Source organism: Alkalihalobacterium alkalinitrilicum (assembly GCF_002019605.1).
Lineage (GTDB): Bacteria > Bacillota > Bacilli > Bacillales > Bacillaceae_F > Alkalihalobacterium > Alkalihalobacterium alkalinitrilicum.
Window position 1 is genome coordinate 3,113,710 of record NZ_KV917368.1, and the last position, 18,215, is coordinate 3,131,924.

Annotated in this window: 15 protein-coding genes and 2 pseudogenes; 2 read left to right on the forward strand and 15 right to left on the reverse strand. The window is 37.3% G+C overall.

The window, feature by feature from the left end:
- Positions 1 to 24: 24 nt before the first annotated feature.
- The 7 genes from BK574_RS15015 to BK574_RS15040 all read right to left on the reverse strand — a co-directional run bounded on the left by BK574_RS15015 (position 25) and on the right by BK574_RS15040 (position 8,599).
- Positions 25 to 459, reverse strand: coding sequence for a GAF domain-containing protein (locus BK574_RS15015; protein ID WP_078429165.1), 435 nt, complete (start codon positions 457 to 459; stop codon positions 25 to 27).
- Between the two features lie 681 nt (positions 460 to 1,140).
- Positions 1,141 to 2,403 (reverse strand): ATP-binding protein, encoded by a 1,263-nt coding sequence (locus BK574_RS15020; RefSeq protein WP_158211669.1) that lies wholly within the window; start codon positions 2,401 to 2,403, stop codon positions 1,141 to 1,143.
- Positions 2,404 to 2,691: 288 nt separating this feature from the next.
- The gene (gene cydC / locus BK574_RS15025; protein WP_078429167.1) at positions 2,692 to 4,407 is read right to left on the reverse strand and encodes a thiol reductant ABC exporter subunit CydC; all 1,716 of its coding nucleotides are present in this window, start codon (positions 4,405 to 4,407) and stop codon (positions 2,692 to 2,694) included.
- Positions 4,404 to 6,128, reverse strand: a complete 1,725-nt coding sequence (gene cydD / locus BK574_RS15030) for a thiol reductant ABC exporter subunit CydD (RefSeq protein ID WP_078429168.1) — start codon at positions 6,126 to 6,128, stop codon at positions 4,404 to 4,406. The genes cydC and cydD overlap by 4 nt, the downstream gene beginning before the upstream one ends.
- A 3-nt stretch (positions 6,129 to 6,131) precedes the next feature.
- Complete coding sequence (gene cydS / locus BK574_RS29235; RefSeq protein WP_420796948.1) at positions 6,132 to 6,233, reverse strand: cytochrome bd oxidase small subunit CydS family protein; 102 nt, start codon at positions 6,231 to 6,233, stop codon at positions 6,132 to 6,134.
- A gap of 12 nt (positions 6,234 to 6,245) precedes the next feature.
- Positions 6,246 to 7,262, reverse strand: a complete 1,017-nt coding sequence (locus BK574_RS15035; protein WP_078429169.1) for a cytochrome d ubiquinol oxidase subunit II — start codon at positions 7,260 to 7,262, stop codon at positions 6,246 to 6,248.
- On the reverse strand, positions 7,259 to 8,599 hold the full coding sequence (locus tag BK574_RS15040) for a cytochrome ubiquinol oxidase subunit I (RefSeq protein ID WP_078429170.1): 1,341 nt from the start codon (positions 8,597 to 8,599) through the stop codon (positions 7,259 to 7,261). Before BK574_RS15040 ends, BK574_RS15035 begins: the two co-directional genes overlap by 4 nt.
- Before the next feature lie 388 nt (positions 8,600 to 8,987).
- Here BK574_RS15040 and guaC point away from each other — a divergent pair, with 388 nt between their 5' ends.
- Positions 8,988 to 9,971: a GMP reductase gene (guaC, locus tag BK574_RS15045; protein WP_078429171.1), complete on the forward strand. Its 984-nt coding sequence runs from the start codon at positions 8,988 to 8,990 to the stop codon at positions 9,969 to 9,971.
- An 81-nt stretch (positions 9,972 to 10,052) separates the two neighbouring features.
- Here guaC and dgoD read toward each other — a convergent pair.
- A pseudogene (gene dgoD, locus BK574_RS15050) lies at positions 10,053 to 11,150 on the reverse strand (galactonate dehydratase).
- Positions 11,151 to 11,223: 73 nt separating this feature from the next.
- On the opposite strand from dgoD, the pseudogene BK574_RS15055 reads away from it, so the two are divergent.
- Positions 11,224 to 12,363: pseudogene (locus BK574_RS15055) on the forward strand (IS3 family transposase).
- 362 nt (positions 12,364 to 12,725) lie between these two features.
- Here the strand turns inward: BK574_RS15055 and BK574_RS15060 are convergent.
- The 7 genes from BK574_RS15060 to BK574_RS15090 form a co-directional block, all read right to left on the reverse strand.
- Complete coding sequence (locus BK574_RS15060; protein ID WP_078429172.1) at positions 12,726 to 12,995, reverse strand: PepSY domain-containing protein; 270 nt, start codon at positions 12,993 to 12,995, stop codon at positions 12,726 to 12,728.
- A 181-nt stretch (positions 12,996 to 13,176) separates the two neighbouring features.
- Complete coding sequence (locus BK574_RS15065) at positions 13,177 to 13,452, reverse strand: adhesin (protein WP_078429173.1); 276 nt, start codon at positions 13,450 to 13,452, stop codon at positions 13,177 to 13,179.
- Positions 13,453 to 13,480: 28 nt separating this feature from the next.
- Positions 13,481 to 15,250 carry an arsenical pump-driving ATPase gene (gene arsA, locus BK574_RS15070; protein ID WP_078429174.1) on the reverse strand — a complete coding sequence of 590 codons (1,770 nt, stop codon included), beginning with the start codon at positions 15,248 to 15,250 and terminating at the stop codon, positions 13,481 to 13,483.
- Positions 15,251 to 15,266: 16 nt separating this feature from the next.
- The gene (arsD, locus tag BK574_RS15075) at positions 15,267 to 15,632 is read right to left on the reverse strand and encodes an arsenite efflux transporter metallochaperone ArsD (protein ID WP_078429175.1); all 366 of its coding nucleotides are present in this window, start codon (positions 15,630 to 15,632) and stop codon (positions 15,267 to 15,269) included.
- A 195-nt stretch (positions 15,633 to 15,827) separates the two neighbouring features.
- The gene (gene arsC, locus BK574_RS15080; RefSeq protein WP_078429176.1) at positions 15,828 to 16,247 is read right to left on the reverse strand and encodes an arsenate reductase (thioredoxin); all 420 of its coding nucleotides are present in this window, start codon (positions 16,245 to 16,247) and stop codon (positions 15,828 to 15,830) included.
- Positions 16,248 to 16,383: 136 nt separating this feature from the next.
- On the reverse strand, positions 16,384 to 17,457 hold the full coding sequence (arsB, locus tag BK574_RS15085; RefSeq protein WP_078429177.1) for an ACR3 family arsenite efflux transporter: 1,074 nt from the start codon (positions 17,455 to 17,457) through the stop codon (positions 16,384 to 16,386).
- 39 nt (positions 17,458 to 17,496) lie between these two features.
- Entirely contained in the window at positions 17,497 to 17,841 is a 345-nt protein-coding gene (locus tag BK574_RS15090; RefSeq protein ID WP_078429178.1) for an ArsR/SmtB family transcription factor, read from the reverse strand.
- Positions 17,842 to 18,215: the final 374 nt, after the last annotated feature.

Consider the following 18,215-nt stretch of genomic DNA (forward strand, 5'->3'; position numbering starts at 1 on the left):
AAAGAAGTGGGTCGCAATTTTTTTCTAATTTCTACTTTTGTTTTCATTCTCAATTAATAGTCCCAGCTCTTTTGCCTTTTCTAATACATATTCGATATCCTCAGAAAGGTACGTTCGTTTTGATCGACTTCCTACAAGAAGTCCCCCTATAGCCTCTTGATTGACAACGATAGTTGTAGCAATAGCAGAGTATAAATTTTCAGCCAACATAATTGGTGACTGTAATCGCTTCTCTTCTGCATCAGATACACTTTCATCAATAACAATAAGTCGCCCATGACGGACAACCGCACCAATTATGCCACTCCCATACATTTTCCGCATTCCCTTATACCTTTGATTGATACTTCCTACTGCATCTCTCCAACGAATTTGGTGGTGAATCGGATCTACAATTGCTATAGCTGAAAAGTCACTTGATGTTCTTAAATTTAGGTTTGTTAATATATCTATATTCATATCTGATTTACATCCCCAATAGTTGCTTTTTTATTATTTTATCCTATTCAAAACAAGATGTAATTCAGGAAAAACCCTGATTTTTTTAGTTTTCGATTTTTCTTTTAGGTGTAAGGCTTATATTATTTATACTTTTGATCCATTGAAAAAAACCACTCAACAACATAGTAATCCCAGGACCAGTAGGTAACCCTAATAATCCCCAAACAATATGTAAACAATCCATGCTCCTAAGATAGAATAAAACCGATAATAACAAGTAACCAGTCATATTGACACTTTTTAGTAAAACTGCAAATGATGACGACCAATCGCATAAAAAACCACAGCGGCCAACGATAGAATAATAATATAAGTTGCAAATATTTTTTATAATTACCCAATATAAATAGCCGTCATTACGTATGACAGCTATCCATTAATACGCTTAAAACTTTGCAAATCACAGATTATGTATAATGATAGTAGGTAGGTCCACTTATCATAATGTTTTGTCACAGTTTTCACTTAGAAACGGTTACATCCTCATTTGCCTTCGAGTAAACTTCAACCTAATTCTGTTCTCTCGACTTTGATTTGTATAGAGCATTATCTGCGTCCTTAATTAACTGTTCACATCCTTTTTACTGAATTTCAAGAAATTATTTTCTACCTGTTTATTCCTATTTTTACTACTTTATTTTAGAGACTTTCTTCCACTGCAATTGGCAACCGAATATAAAAATTAGTTCCTTCATTTAGTTTACTAGTTACACTTAGTCTTCCGCTCATCGCTTCAATTATTTTAATCGCTGCCATCATTCCAAGACCTGTTCCTTCTCTACCTTTTGTTGTAAAATAAGGTTCCCCTATACGAGACAGCTGTTCTTTCGTCATTCCTTTACCATTATCAGAAATAACTACTACAAGGTCGCCATTCTCTTCCTTGGTTTCAATAAATAGTTTTCCTCCTTCAGGCATCGCCTCAATACAATTTTTGGTGATATTTATAAGGCATTGCTGAAATACTGGACTCTCGACTGTAATAAAAAAATCATCAATCTTAGTACTAATTTTCACACCATTCATATTAGCTAATGGTGTAATAATTTGAATGGTTCTTTCTAACTCTTCTTTGACACTTATTTTTTCTATATTTTCAGGTGAAGGTTTGGCAAACGTTAAGTAGTTTCGAATAATATCATTAGCTCTATCAATTTCTTCAATAGATATTTTTAAAAATTTCTTTCTTTGTTCTTCAGGAATACTTTCCTTTTCCATTATTTGCAAGAAGCCTTTTACTACAGTTAATGGATTTCGAACTTCATGGGATACAGAAGAAGCAAGATGACTGACTACTTCCATTTTCTCAGCTTTAATTAAGCGTTTTTTTATCAACATGTTTTCTTGAAAAACTTCATAAAGGTAAATAATAAAAGCAGTCGTACAAAAAGTTAACGAAAGATACCAAAAGAAAAGGACGAAAGAGAAATGCGCTCCAAAAATAAGCGTTGAATTTAAGATGGCCAATAAAGCAGCAAATAAAGAGAGGGAACTACCGACAAATATTTTCTTCTGACGTGATGAGTTACGGAAATGGTCGGTGAGAAAAATCATTGATAGTAGTAGAATAGTAACGACTACTACCGTTGCAAACGCCCCAGTTCCTCCAACTAAAAACCGGTAAACAATTGTAATTCCAACCAACAAAATACTAGTCGATACACCCCCGTAAAGGCCTCCTATAGTCAAGGCAACGAGCCGTAAGTCAAAAATATATCCCTCCATTATTGTAATCGGAAATGAAATGCAACTAATAACCGCTATTGCCACTGATAAAATAACGAACCATTTCTTCTGTTCTTTTATAAATTTGTTGTCATTTAAGTCCAATAATAAAGGTATAAATAACAAAAAAACAATTAGAAAAAGGACGTTTAATAACAATTGCTCAAACCCTTCCACACCAGTTCCTCCTCTCATTACTTGTAAATTTTGTAAACTGCCAACCTATTTTAATATATCAACAATATTATAACAATTCACATAAAACCATAGTATTAAAATCTGTTGAAATATACAATTCATTACTAGAGTCTTAGCTACTTTATGTAACAGAAGTTGTACCTTATGAACCGTCCATAGAAGAGGCATTAACACCACACAACACAAAAGGTAGAATGCTTTTCAGCATTCTACCTAGGAGACTGATCCTTATCTGTGAAATAAGGGGCTAAACGGTGCTACTACACTTCATTGAATTACACTTCGTTCGATTTGTTTTAGCTGATAAAAATAACCTTTTTGCTCCATAAGCTCAATGAATGTGCCAGACTCAACAATTTCCCCTTGATCCATAACAATAATTTGATCCATCTTTTCTAATCCCTCAAGTCGATGGCTGACGATAACAACGGTGTCATCTTTAGCCTGGTGATACAACAATTCATAAATCCTGCGTTCTGTCCATAGATCAAGAGATGAAGTCGGCTCGTCAAGAACCCAGAACCTGCCACCTTTAGCCACCGCACGTGCCATTGCTAAACGCTGCTTTTCACCACCTGATAAATTCTGACCTTTTTCCATGACTTCATCCGTTAACAAGAAACCCTCCAAGTAAACATCCGTTAACAACTGATTTAATTGTTTATCTGACCAGATATCAGACGACAATAATAGATTTTCTTTTATCGTACCACTAAAAAAATGGTTTTCTTGAAGAACAACATTCGTCTTTTCCCATAAGCTTTCTTGATCAATTTGGCGAACTGGTACCTTATTAAAGAGAAGCTCTCCTTCACATGGAGGATATAATTTAAGTAAAAGCTTCAACAACGTCGATTTACCAGAACCACTCGGTCCGACAATAGCATTTTTTGAACCAGCAGGAAAGCTCAAATCTATATAATCCAATGATTTACGCTCTTCACCAGGAAAAGTAAAGCTAACACCTTTGAATTCAATAGATGGGGTTTCAATAGGGAAAGGTCGCTTCTCTTCAGATGAAGTTGCCCTTTCTTTATTTCTCATTACCGCTTCAAGTCGTTTGGCGGCTTCCTCACTTTCTTCATAATATACTGGGAAAGCGGCCATCGGAGTCGATTGTTCAAACACGGTCAAACTTACCATGACTAGCATCGCTAAAAAAATACCATCCAAACTTCCACTTGCAACTAAAAATGCGCCAACCGCCAATATAGACCAAACGACAATCAGTGAAATTGCTGTGTTTATCGATTGATTGAAAAGAGATTGTTCACCAGCCCTTTGTTCTTCATAAATATACGCCTTCGATGCGGCCCCAAGTTGTATTTCTTTCTCTTTTAGCTTTTGATGAATTTTCAGCTCGCGAAATCCGTAAAACCACTCCGTTACTTCCGTCGATAAATGTGCCCGCTGGTCACGAATTCTATTACTCACTTTTTTCTGTTTTTGAGCAAACCAAGCTGGAATAACAAATCCCGTCAAAAGAAGACCGATTGTTAGCAAAACTACGACCAAAATCGAATAAAACGATACAAATAGTATTGTGCTTAAGAAAACCGTCACCATAATAATTGGCGGATACACGACACGCAGAAAAAAGTTTTGTAAACTTTCTACATCACCAACAATACGTGCCAAAAGGTCACCACTACGATACTTTTGTAACAAAGAAGGTGCGAGGTTTTCTAACCTATCATAAAAATATACTCGTAAATCACATAACATCGTAAAAGTGGCCTGATGAGAGTAATATCGTTCCCCGTAACGGCTCAGCGCACGCAGTATGCTACCGATTTTAACAACGGCTACCATCACAAGTAATACATATAATGGAGGCTCGAGAGCAGCTTGCGAGATCAAATATCCATTAGCTGCAAATAACGCAACTGCAGTTATCCCCGCGACATAAGCAAATACAATAGATAGAATAATATCTCTTTTTTTCACCATCATGATGCGGATAAGATTCATGAGCTCAGTCATCTCTGCTGCTCCTCCTCTCCATGTCTAGAAAACAGTTCTTGATAAGATAAGACTGAAGCTTTTAACTGATTGTGAGTTCCTTGTGCGACCATTGCACCATCTTCAAGAAATAAAATATGATTCGCTTCTTTAATCGTTTGAATCCGATGAGCTACTGTAATGATCGTCGATGTTTTCGCTAACTTTCTGATCGATTTGTGAAGCAACTGCTCTGTGAACAAATCAAGACCCGTTGTTGGCTCGTCGAACAGAACTACCGCTGGTTTTTTTAAAAAGGCCCGAGCTAATGCAATTCTCTGTTTTTCCCCACCAGAAAAACCTCTACCACCTTCACCAATCGGCGTATCATATCCTTTAGGTAATGATTGAACCAATTCAGAAATACCTGCTTTAACCGCTGCTTTTTCAATTTCCTCATTTGTTGCTGCGATTCCTAAGGCAATGTTTTCCGCAATCGTTCCTGCAAATAAATAAGGGTGTTGAGTAATATAGCTCACGTGAGCAAACCATTGATGCTCCTGATAATCTGAACGCGTTCTTCCATTGATAAGTACTTCTCCTTCCAATGGCTCTAGTAACCCTGCAATGACATGAAGAAGTGTTGTCTTTCCAGATCCACTTTTACCGACAATCGCGACTTGACCCTTTGCTGGAATGTTAGCTTGGATATTTTTTAACACAAACCCTTCCGTATCATATTCAAAGCCAATATTCTTTAGTTCCATTGAAATAGATTCTTTCATCACCGAGATGCTCCCCCACTTGCTTAGACGATCTTCTGAGGCGAGTTCTTGTTCAATTTTAGAAGCTGCTCCAGTACTACTGCGTCCAGCATGAAAGGCACTTCCTAACTCCTTGAGCATATTGTAGAATTCAGGCACTAATAAAAGAATAAAGAAAGCTACAAAAAAACTAATTTCATTGAATACAACAAGTCGTAAGCCCAGCTCTAGGGCAACAAGTCCAATGCTTAACATCGAGATAAACTCAAGCATCAAAGAAGATGTAAATGCTACTTTTAATATCTTCATCGTAGCATTGCGGAAATCGAGACTACTTTGACGGATTTTCTCTTTGTATGGTTTAGAGCGACCGTATAACTTTAAGCTTACAAGTCCTTGTAATGTATCAAGAAAGCGACCTGAAAAAGCGGTTAAACTATCCAGCTTTTCCTCTGATTTTTGTTGTGTGATCTTACCTATGATGATCATAAACAAAGGAATGAACGGAGCTGTTACTAGAATAATAAGCCCCGAATATACATGTTGTGTGAACACGACAACTAAGATCATGAACGGAACTACTGTCGTCATAATTCGTTGCGGAACATACTTACTATAAAAACTGTCTAGTTCATCCACCGCATCCATCATCACACTTACCTTTTGCCCAGTTTGCCCTTTGTAGGAAGTCATTAACGACTGACCTGAATAAACTTGGAGTAAGCTTTTACGATAGTCAGCTTTTACTTGAGCCGCCATTTTAAGACCAATCTTCCCACTCCAAAACGATAAGACTGACCTGACCAAAAAGACGGCCAATAGAAGCAATAAAAACAAAAGAACTTCATCAAACGCACGGTTTTTTAAGAACAAATCATCGACAATCGAAACGATCAAATAGGCTTGAAAAATTACTACGATACCGAAAGCAAAGGCTAGCGCAAAAAGTGTATAATACCGCCCCTTCTGACCCTTAGCTAGCTTTTGAAGTGACTTCATATGTTAATCCTCATACTTTGTGCTTTTAGAAGCAACAAATAAGGAAAGAATTATTGCTATTAGAACAACAAGGAGTGGTGCATAAAACAGCAAGAAGTTGTGCATCAATATTCCTCCTTAAGCTTTACCTTTTTGAATATAAGGCTTATTCATAACAAACAGTTTAAATACTAAATACAGCGACGGAATAAGCAGTAATAATCCTAAAATAAACACCGTGATTAACGCATAAGCCATCGTTTCATTTGTAAAACTATCGTAAATCGTTAAATGTGGATACAATAAGTACGGATATCTTGAGACGCCATAACCGTAGAAAGCACAAGCAAACTGCAAGACGACAAAGATAAATGACCAACCGTATTGCTTTGTTTTTAATAGCCATAAACTGACGAGAAAACAGATAAATGAAATCGTAAATACCCACCAAAGTGATAATAATCCTTCAAAATGAGCAGGATTATGCCATCTCATTTCGATAATAATTCCTAATGCGGTTATAATCGTTGGAAAACTCCAAATCCACGTATATTTTCTAAATAATCGCAAGGCTCCCTCGTCTTCAGCTACTGAAGAATAGTAAGCTAAAAAACTTGCTGAAATGAATAAAACACTTACTAAACTTAAGAGAACAATCGACCAAGCAAACGGACTCGTTAACAAGGCGTTATAATCTAACTCGATGCCTCCCCAAGACGTTTCGCGAATAAACCCACCTTGGGATACAATTAACGCTGTTGACAATGAAGCTGGAATTAGTACACCTGTCACTCCATACATCAATGTGTAGCCCTTATGCCCTTTTGTACCATACGTACCAAAAGCATAATAACTGCCACGTAACGCCAACAGAATAATCGAGATACTAATCGGAATTAATAGTACCGTTCCAAAATAGTATGCCGTCTGCGGAAAAAAGCCGATCATACCGATAAAAAAGAACACAAGAAATACATTTGTGATCTCCCATACAGGAGACAGATAACGTTGGATCACCGTATTCACAATATGATGCTTACCAGTAACTATCGCTGACGCATTGAAAAAACCAGCACCAAAATCAATGGAGGCTACAATGACGTAGCCAAATAGGAACAACCATAATACTGATATTCCTATAATTTCGATCGTCATCTTGCAACACTCCTTTGCTTTTCAGACTGTTTCTCTAACTCACGTTCAACCGGGTTCTTTTTAAATAAACGAATTAATACAACCGCTGTACCAACCATCAAGATAAAATACAGAATTGCAAAGGCAATAAACATCAGCCAAACGTGCGGTGAATCTGTTGCACCTTCTGCTGTTTTCATGAACCCATTCATGATCCATGGCTGTCGTCCTACCTCTGTAAACCACCACCCCGCTTGGATGGCTAGCATCGACAAAGGACCTGCCATGACAAGAAGAAAACGAAACACTCGAGTTTTAATAAAAGACCAATTCCGTGACATCGCCAGCCAATATACCATCGAAAGAACCGTTAACCAAACACCAATAGTGACCATAATGTCAAACATATAATGCACAATATATGGTGGATGTAGCTCTTCAGGAATATCATTTAATCCCGTAACAACACCGCTTGGATGACTATGAACGAGAATACTCAATGCATACGGAATTTCAATACCATACTTGACTTCATTCTCTTCTGTTAAGACCCCGAAAAGAACAAGAGGAGCTTCTCCTTCTGTTTCAAAATGCCACTCTGCCGCTGCTAGCTTTTCAGGTTGATATTCTGCTAGAAACTTACCAGATAAATCGCCTACAAGCGCTGTGGCCACACAAAAAATAAAGCCAACTTTCATCGTTAATGCAAGTGCTTTACGATGGTATTCATGACGATTGCCTCGCCACATATGAAATGCTGCAATGGACGCTAATACGAACGCCGATGTCATGTAGGCCGATGTTAATACGTGCGCTACTTTTGTAGGCATCGCAGGATTAAACATCGCTTGCAATGGCTGAATATTTGTTAATGCACCGTTCACTAACGTGAAACCTTGTGGTGTATTCATAAATCCATTCACAGACGTAATAAATAAAGCTGACATGGCCGCTCCTAATACGACGGGTGCCAGTAAATAAAAATGAAGTTTCGGATTTTTAAAACGATCCCATGTATATAAATAAATGCCAAGAAAGATAGCTTCAAAGAAAAAGGCGAAGGTTTCCATAAACAACGGTAATGCAACGAGCTGACCAGCAAACTCCATAAAGCGTGGCCATAGAAGAGCTAGCTGTAAAGCAATTGCTGTACCTGTTACTACTCCGACCGCTACACTGATCACATAACCTCGTGCCCAACGCTTTGCCAATAACAGATAATGCTCATCGTTTCTTTTTAAACCAATCCAATGAGCAAGCATAATCATGAGCGGAATACCAACACCAACTGTTGCAAAAACAACGTGGACTGAAAGTGTCAACATCGTTAAATAGCGACTAAATTCAACTGACTCCATTTTCTCCCTCCTCTAACCCCTTGCTTTTTCAATATAAGAACTATAAATATAGTGTATACCTCAAATGTTTGTGAAGTATATCACAAATGAAACGATTCTGTTACAAAAGATTGAGAATTTCGTGTCATCCAATAAAGTGAAACTCAATCAGTGGTGTTTTCTTCATCCCCTACTAACATGAACCAATCGGGTTGTTACGGCCGCTTATATAGAAAGTAATACCCTCTTGGTATTCAACTCACGTTTAGCATTGCAAAGGTGAATAGTGCCAAACTTAACTGGTCAACCTATGTTAATGAGAATTATATATACAAGCTAATTATTAGCAAAATAACACCGACTTCATATATAATATATAATTGCAGATTATAACTTAGGGGTGTACAACATGGACAATGTTTTTGATTACGAAGATATTCAATTAGTACCAGCAAAAAGTGTGGTGAATAGCCGTTCTGAATGTGATACATCTATAACATTTGGTGACCAAACCTTTAAATTACCTGTTGTTCCTGCAAATATGCAGACCATTATAGATGAGGAAATAGCTACTTTTTTAGCTGAGAATGGGTATTTTTATATTATGCATCGCTTTCAACCCGAGAAGCGATTGTCTTTTATTAAAGATATGAAATCACGCGGTTTATTCGCATCAATTAGCGTTGGAGTCAAAGAAGAAGAATATGGATTTATACAACAATTAGTAGATGAACAGCTTTCACCAGAATACATAACGATTGATATTGCCCACGGACACTCTAATGCCGTAATAGAAATGATTCAGCACATTAAGAAACTCTTACCTCAAAGTTTTGTTATTGCTGGAAATGTAGGAACACCTGAAGCAGTACGAGAATTAGAACATGCTGGTGCGGATGCAACAAAAGTAGGCATCGGACCAGGAAAAGTATGTATTACTAAGATCAAAACAGGCTTCGGAACGGGCGGTTGGCAATTAGCTGCACTACGTTGGTGCGCAAAAGCAGCCAGTAAGCCAGTCATTGCAGATGGCGGTATTCGAACACATGGTGATATAGCCAAATCCATAAGGTTTGGAGCATCTATGGTTATGATTGGCTCATTATTTGCTGGTCATGAGGAATCTCCAGGCGAAACCATTGAAAAAGATGGAAAGCTTTGCAAAGAATACTTTGGTTCGGCATCAGAATTTCAAAAAGGTGAAAAGAAAAATGTCGAAGGTAAAAAGATGTACGTAGAACATAAAGGATCCTTAAAGGATACACTGAAAGAAATGGAGGAAGATCTTCAATCCTCTATTTCTTATGCAGGTGGAAACAAATTAGACGCCATTCGTCATGTTGATTATGTTGTTGTTAAAAATTCTATCTTCAATGGAGATAAGGTTTATTAAATTCCAAGTTTATAACTGACACATCCCCCTTTTATTAGACCAAATGGAAGGGGGATGTTCGTTTAGTTTAAAGACAAAAAATTACCATTCAGCTATAGAACCATCTTTGTGACGCCAAATTGGATTCTTCCAACTATGGCTTACTTTTGCCATTTCACGCACTTTTTCCTCATTGACTTCAATTCCTAAACCAGGACCATCTGGAATGTTAACATGCCCATCTTTATATTCAAATACAGATACATCGGAAAGATAATCTAATAGATCACTCTCTTGATTATAGTGAATTCCAAGGCTCTGTTCTTGAATATAAGCATTATGGCATGTTGCATCAATTTGTAAACAAGCGGCGAGGGCAATCGGTCCTAATGGACAATGAGTAGCGAGAGCCACATCATAAGCTTCAGCCATAGAAGCAATTTTTTTTCATTCTGTTATCCCTCCAGCATGAGACAAATCTGGTTGAATGATATCAATATACCCATCTGATAAAAGGTCTTTAAAGTCCCATCTTGAATACATTCGCTCTCCAGTAGCAATAGGAATATTGGTATGTCGGGCAATTTCTTTTAACGCTTCATTATTTTCAGGTAACACTGGTTCTTCAATAAACATGGGGCGATAAGGCTCTAATTCCTTGGCAAGTATTTTAGCCATCGGTTTATGTACACGGCCATGGAAGTCGATCCCTATCCCCACATATTCACCAACTGCCTCACGTACTGCAGCAATTCTCGTAATAGCTTGGTCAATCTTCTCATACGAGTCAATATATTGTAACTCCTCGGTTCCATTCATTTTCACTGCTGTAAAACCCGCCTCAACAATCTCTTTAGCTGCCTTTCCTACATCGCTTGGACGATCCCCACCTATCCATGAGTACACCCTTATCGAATCTCGACAAGCACCACCCATTAATTCATATATAGGAGCATTATAAAATTTCCCCTTAATATCCCAAAGTGCTTGATCAATGCCGGCGATAGCACTCATAAGAATGGGCCCCCCACGGTAAAATCCCCCACGATACAACATATTCCATATATCTTCAATTCTTAGGGGGTCTTTACCAATTAATAACCCACCCATTTCTTCCACTGCTGCTTTAACCGTTGCTGCTTTTCCCTCTATAACGGGTTCGCCCCATCCAACTATTCCATCATCCGTTTCAACCTGGATAGGCTACACTTAGTTGGACAATAAAAATAAGGGCTAGTAGAATAATACAGAAAGAGTGAGGAGCGAATCTACTATGTCCCAAAAAAGAAGAACGTTTACCACAGAATTCAAGAAGCAAGTGGTTGCTTTATATGAAGGTGGAAAAAGTCGTCAAGATATTGTCCGTGAATATGTTAACTCCGTCTGCTTTAGACAGGTGGATTACTCAGTTTCAACAGTCTGGTTCCTTCAAAGAGAAAGACAATCGAAGTCCAGAGGAACAAGAATTGATTGAGTTAAGAAAAAGAAATAAACAGCTAGAAATGGAAGTCGATATTTTAAAGCAAGCCGCGCTGATCATGGGGCGAAAATAGAAGTCATTGAGAAAAATCGGCACTTCTATTCGGTATCAGCAATGTGCAAAGTCCTACAAATAGCTCGAAGCACCTTTTATTATGAAACAGAAGTAGCTGCTCAAAAAGAAAAGGAAAAGGCTACAGAAGAACAAGAATTAAAAGAAAAAATACTAAAAATCTTTAATGAAAACCGTAAAGTATATGGAACTCGTAAAATAAAACGAGAGCTTTTAAAAGCGGGTCACAAGGTTTCCAGACGTCGCATAGGAAGGTTGATGAAAGAGCTCGGAATCCAATCGAAGTATGCACAACCTTCCTACAAACCAATGAGCTCTCAGCCAAATGAAGAATCCGTTCGAAACATATTAGATCAGGAATTCCAAGTGAATGAAGAAATGTCCGTACTGGTTAGTGATTTAACGTACGTCAAAGTAGGACATTATTGGAGCTACGTCTGTTTTTTAATTGATTTATATAATAGAGAAATAGTTGGTTATAGCGTTGGAAAACGCAAAGACGCAGCTTTAGTTCAACGCGCCTTCGCAACGGTTAATCGGCCATTAGAGAATGTAAAACTCTTTCATACAGATCGCGGATCTGAGTTTAAAAACGTAGCTATTGATGAATTATTAAGTGAAAATGAGATTGAACGTTCATTGAGCGATAAAGGAAACCCTTATGATAATGCAGTGGCAGAAGCGACATTTAAGATTCTAAAAACAGAACTAATTCATGGGGAGCAGTTCCATTCCCTTAACCACCTAGAACTTGAACTGTTTGATTATATCAATTGGTACAATAACATCCGTTCGCACAGTGCCCTGGGGTATCAAAGTCCAGCAAGTTATCGAAACTTAGCCCCTAAAAAAATTGTTTGATTTAGTGTTGACATACCAACCTTTAAAAAGCACCAGCGTGGGGGTACAATAAAACACTCTAAGCTTTTAATTTTCACTTAACTTCCTCCTATATAACGGTATTAGAGTATTCTACAGATTTTTTGTAATAATTGGTATAACCTATTAAATAGGTTAACCCCCACCAATGTGTTATTATGCATCCCATAACATAAAGTAACTTTTTCATAAAAATTACTGCTTCCTTGTCCGTTAAAAACTATATAAATGGTCACCTAAACAGGTAAGCATTTCTATTATTAAAACAGATCTCACGACACTTGGTTACTAGAAATTCCACCATTCAAGATTTAATTTAAGCTTTGTATATAGTAAATAGGAAATTAATCTATTTCTATCTCTATTATTCTGCCTGTCATTACATCAACATCTACTTCATACTTGATTCCTAATGGTGTTAAGATTTCAACCTCATAAACCAAAAATCCATTTTCCATGTCTAACTCCACCTCAACAACTAGACCTGGTACATGTTGCAATGCAATCTGAATTGCCTCTTCTATTGATATTCTGCGATACCATAAAAGATTATGACCACCCCAATTATTGTTATGCCAGTATACATTCGGGTTGATCCAGTTGTTATATTTCATGATACATTCTCCTTACCTTACCCATTGATTTTAATACCCTTTTCTATTTTATTCATTCACTAATAAGGGGTACCTTGATTTTGAGTAATGACTATGTTGGTTAACCGCCTATTTTTTTAAACAAAATAAAGGACCAGAAAAGCTCTGATCCTTTGATACTTCATTTGAAACCCTTACTATATTAACAACAACTACTAGCACCTAATAACACTAATCCAGCGCCCTCTTGAGGTTCTTCTACATCTATTGTTAATTCTTCTGATGCAGTAATCGCTGGATCCATTGCAACTTTAATGTTATTAATCGTTTTTACATGATCCGATTCTTGTGGTGTATCCAAAGAAATTGCGAATTGTGGTCCACAACACCCAGCAACTGCGTATAATCGAATGCCTTCTGCCCCATTTTGATTTAACACATTTTGTAACAATTCTTTCGCTTTATCGGTGATTTTCATTGATTTCTCCTCCTACACAATTTTCGATTTAATAACTGAGCTCTTTTAGCTTTTCATACCCTAGCTTTTCTTCCTGAAGCCAAGGAATAATCGCGCATTTCTCAGACAGTCTGTCATTCGCCTCATAAATCCAATGCTTTTCTGAAGCGGCTTTCCCACTCAGCACAGGATCTGTCGTATGCGTTGCATATAAACTTTGATTAATCACCCACCAGGTCGGTTGAATGTCTGCTCGTCTTAGATCATCTTGTAATCGAGAGGCTTCCAATACAGGTGTAGCTTCGGCCAAAGTCACAATTACTACCGCTGTTTCTTTAGCATTTCGGATTTGCGGAAGTAGTTTTTTTACACTTTCAGGGACTTCTCCTGTAGCTCTAGCAATTTCTTGACTATACGACTGAGCCGCATCTAATAATAACAACGTATGTCCTGTAGGAGCTGTATCAATGACCACCACTTCGTTTTCTGATTTGGCTACCACTTCAGCAAACGCTCGGAATACTGCAATCTCCTCTGTACAAGGTGAATTTAAATCTTCCTCTAAATATGCCAAACCATCTTGATCTAACTCTTTTCCAGCGTTTGCTAAAACATCCGCCTTATATTTTTCTACTTCTTCTTTTGGGTTAATGCGACTTATCGTTAAGTTTTGATTGAGCTGATCATTTTGGAATTGGTAATCTAAGTGAGCAGCTGGATCTGTCGTCGTCAAATGCACGCGATGTCCTTTTTCTACTAATCCAACTGCAATCGCCGATGCAACCGTTGTTTTCCCTACGCCACCTTTCCCCATTGTAAAGATCAGCTTCTTGTTCGTAGATGAAAAATCATCAATAACGTCATTTAATCTTGGAAGCTTGTTAATTTCATGATCACTTATGAACTCTGGTGCTGGTATCTCGTTTGGTTGGAAAAGATAGCGTAGATTTTCCACTCCAGTTAAGGAGTATGAAACAAATGGCAAAGAATAACTGACCGTCTGTTTTAAATGAATCGGTATTTGTTTTAAGGCATCTCTTTGTCGACGGTAAAACGCAGAAGACACTTCATCATCCTCTTTATAATGTTGAAGGAGTCCATTAACGATTAGGATTTGATTGTTAATATCGATCTCTTTCAGTTCTTCTGATGCTCGATCCGCTTCTAAAAGGGATGAAACGTCAGGTCTAGTTATAAGGGTTAATGTCGTTTGGCTAGGATCTGAAAGAACTTCTACTGTTTGCGAATAAAGATTCTTTTTATCCGCTAACCCCGATAAAGGTCCTAAGCATGAAGCTCCGTGTGTGCTTTCTTCTAAAAATCCATTCCAAGCGGTTGGAAGCTGTAATAAACGTAACGTATGCCCTGTTGGTGCTGTATCAAAAATAATGTGATCAAATTGAGATACAATATCAGCATTCGTAAGCAAACTGCTAAATTCATCAAAAGCGGCAATTTCTACGGAGCAAGCTCCTGATAATTGCTCTTCCATAGTAGCGACTACAGAATCAGGAAGTTTCCCCCGATATGGACCTACGATTTTTTCACGATAAGTCGCGGCAGAGCTCTCAGGATCTAAGTTACTGGCAAATAAATTCTCAACATTCGGAACGGGTTTTGGTGAATTCGTTAATTCTATATTAAAAACATCTTGTAAATTAGAAGCTGGGTCTGTGCTAATTAATAACACTTTCATGCCATTATCCGCTAATGCAACAGCTGTCGCACAAGCTGTTGAGGTTTTTCCAACGCCACCTTTTCCAGTCAAAAAAAGAAATGGTGTATTTATGACCTTTAAGGGATTGAAAGGTTGAAACATGAATTTCCCTTCTTTCTTATTTCAAAGTATTTAAATCAATTGAAAGACGCACTTTTGGTTTTTCCATTAAGTCCTCAGGTTTTACCTCGAACCATTCTGCAAGTTCTCCATTTGTTGGGTAGCTTCCTACTTTTACAAGCTGATCGTTTACTAAAATAGCCGGTAAAGCATCTGGACCTTTTTCATGTAAGACACGGTTGACTTCTTCATTTTCTGCAAATAGGTCTGGATCATTGGTTAATTGGTAGCGTCTGATCTTAAACCCTTTTTTCTCTAATGAATAGACAGCTGATGCTACTCGTGTTAATTCAGGATCCACGCTAGGACCACATACACCCGTAGAACAACACATTGCAGGATCAAAAATTTCAACTTTTTTCATCTTCAAGCCCCCATCTTTAAAATTTTATCCCGTATCGACTAGCAGTAATACCCCCACTTCAAGACTTCGAAGGATCAAAGAAGGATAAGTGGGGATAATGCCAGTAACAACTAAATGAACACAGATTAAATGCGCCACATCGTTGATCTCATCTAACCATCAGTGGGGAAAGAGAAAAACCCACACTGATATCGATCATTTACCTGTTTCACTAAAGTGTTTAATTCTGTCACCAATTTCATCACGAACACGCTGGAAAAACGCCCACTTTTCTTCATCGGTTCCTTCAGCCTTAGCTGGATCATCAAATCCCCAATGTTCTCTTTTTACATGAGATGGTGTTATCGGACATTTGTCAGCTGCATCACCACATAACGTAACAACTAAATCCGCATTATTTAAAATATTAGGGTCAATAATATCTGACGTTTGATTGGTAATGTCAATTTCAGCTTCGTTCATCGCTTTAACAGCATTCGGGTTTAAGCCATGTGCTTCAATTCCAGCACTATAAACGTTCCACTCATCGCCTAAGTATTTCTTTGCCCACCCTTCTGCCATTTGGCTTCTGCAAGAATTTCCTGTACATAAAAAATAAATTGTTTTTTTACTCATTTTTATATCTCCTTTTTCGGAAAGAGGAACGTGGTTTCGGAACGAGTTTCCTTCTACGAAGTTCCTATCACGCCACCTTCAATAGTTTTATATAATTTATATTTATCCTTTATTAACAGTAATCTATTTCGTATTTTTACTTAGCCAATTTCGCATCTGGGAACCAATGTCTTGTTTTGTTTGCTACTTTTACTAAGTAAAGCATTAACGGAACCTCAACGAGAACCCCTACTACGGTAACTAATGTTGCCCCTGAGTTGAGCCCAAATAATGCAATGGCCACCGCAACAGCTAGTTCAAAGAAATTACTCGTTCCAATCATCGCAGCAGGTGCAGCAACGCTATGTTCAAGCCGCCATCTTTTCGCCCAAAAATAGGCGATCACAAAAATAAAAAACGTTTGAATAATTAACGGTACAGCAATCAAACCGATATGAAATGGATTATTTAAAATTACTTCACCTTGGAAAGAGAAAATAATGATTAAAGTTAGTAATAGTCCAACAATCGTAAACTTTCCAGCACGCTTCAAATACACTTGTTCAAACCATTCTTTTCCTTTACTTTTAATTAATAAAACACGAGAAATGTAACCCGCAGCTAACGGTACCACAATAAATAAAACGACGGATAAAATGACCGTTTCATACGGTACCACAACGTTATTAATCCGCAGTAAAAACATCACAATCGGACCATATGCAAAAATTAAAATTAAATCATTTACAGATACTTGAATAAGAGTATAACTCGCATCGCCTTTCGTTAAATAACTCCAAACAAATACCATCGCTGTACAAGGAGCAGCTCCTAATAACACAGCGCCTGCAATATACTCAGTCGCAAGCTCCCCTGAAATAAATGGGGAAAAAATAATTTTAAAAAAGAGCCATGCAAAGAAAAACATTGTAAACGGCTTGATCACCCAGTTAACGACTAGCGTTACAACTAACCCTTTTGGCTTTTTTCCCGCATTCACAATACTGTTGAAATCAATTTGTACCATCATTGGATAAATCATTAACCAAATTAAAATAGCCACTGGAATGGAAACTTGCGCATATTCAAATCGGCTTAATGTTTCGGGAACGGCTGGTAACCACTGCCCGATAGCAAGACCAACAATAATACATAGGGCAACCCAAACGGTTAAATACCGCTCGAAGAAACCAATACCTTTCTTTACATCACTTTCGCTTTCTTTACTCAATTTCTCTCACTCTCCTTAGATTAATGAAGTATTTTATTATTATTCACACGTTATTCGTAAACCTTGCTCTTCTAATTCTTGTAATTTAAAGTCTTGGTTAGGAAGATGTTGAAGCAGGCTTTGAACCAATAGATAATAGCTACTATCTTTGTTTAATGAATAAATAATCCACTGTCCCCTACGCATTTCTCGAACGACTCCTAAGTCTTTCAACTTACGAACATGTTGACTAATCGCAGGTTGGCTAATTTTAAAAATTTCCACAAACTCACAAACACAACAATCATTTGAATCCAAAATTTTTACCATGGTCAATCGTGTTTTATCACCGAGTAACTTTAAAATGGTGGCCGCTTTTTCTATTTCAACCGTTGTTTCTTGCATGAAGTCACCTCCAGAAATTCAAAATATATAAGTATGTACTTATATAATACTTTGCTTATATTCTATTTCCAACTGTCTCAATGTAAAGATTTTGTAAAGGAATAGATATTTATCCTGTTTATTTACAAGCAGCTACCTATTATTACCCTTAAGTACTTTTCAATAAAAAAGCGTCTTACTCATTCTCACACCTACTATTCTAATTTAAATCATTCTCCAGTTACGGATTTAAAGGATATTTCTCATAGAAAAAAAACACAACTATTTCAATTTTTTTAAAAGTTATTCTCCTACATGTGATTAATATCACTACATTGAAATGAACTCCTTGTTATTCTTACAGTATCGAAAAACATTATTAGTTATGTAGTAAC

Excerpts from the sequence above, each read along its gene's own strand:
- arsC (WP_078429176.1), bottom strand. The coding sequence starts at position 16,247 with ATGAGTAAAAAAACAATTTATTTTTTATGTACAGGAAATTCTTGCAGA.
- arsD (WP_078429175.1), bottom strand. The coding sequence starts at position 15,632 with ATGAAAAAAGTTGAAATTTTTGATCCTGCAATGTGTTGTTCTACGGGT.
- BK574_RS15090 (WP_078429178.1), bottom strand. The coding sequence starts at position 17,841 with ATGCAAGAAACAACGGTTGAAATAGAAAAAGCGGCCACCATTTTAAAG.
- arsA (WP_078429174.1), bottom strand. The coding sequence starts at position 15,250 with ATGTTTCAACCTTTCAATCCCTTAAAGGTCATAAATACACCATTTCTT.
- BK574_RS15035 (WP_078429169.1), bottom strand. The coding sequence starts at position 7,262 with ATGACGATCGAAATTATAGGAATATCAGTATTATGGTTGTTCCTATTT.
- guaC (WP_078429171.1), top strand. The coding sequence starts at position 8,988 with ATGGACAATGTTTTTGATTACGAAGATATTCAATTAGTACCAGCAAAA.
- BK574_RS15040 (WP_078429170.1), bottom strand. The coding sequence starts at position 8,599 with ATGGAGTCAGTTGAATTTAGTCGCTATTTAACGATGTTGACACTTTCA.
- BK574_RS15015 (WP_078429165.1), bottom strand. The coding sequence starts at position 459 with ATGAATATAGATATATTAACAAACCTAAATTTAAGAACATCAAGTGAC.
- BK574_RS15065 (WP_078429173.1), bottom strand. The coding sequence starts at position 13,452 with ATGAAAATCACCGATAAAGCGAAAGAATTGTTACAAAATGTGTTAAAT.
- cydD (WP_078429168.1), bottom strand. The coding sequence starts at position 6,128 with ATGAAGTCACTTCAAAAGCTAGCTAAGGGTCAGAAGGGGCGGTATTAT.
- cydS (WP_420796948.1), bottom strand. The coding sequence starts at position 6,233 with ATGCACAACTTCTTGCTGTTTTATGCACCACTCCTTGTTGTTCTAATA.
- BK574_RS15060 (WP_078429172.1), bottom strand. The coding sequence starts at position 12,995 with ATGAAATATAACAACTGGATCAACCCGAATGTATACTGGCATAACAAT.
- cydC (WP_078429167.1), bottom strand. The coding sequence starts at position 4,407 with ATGACTGAGCTCATGAATCTTATCCGCATCATGATGGTGAAAAAAAGA.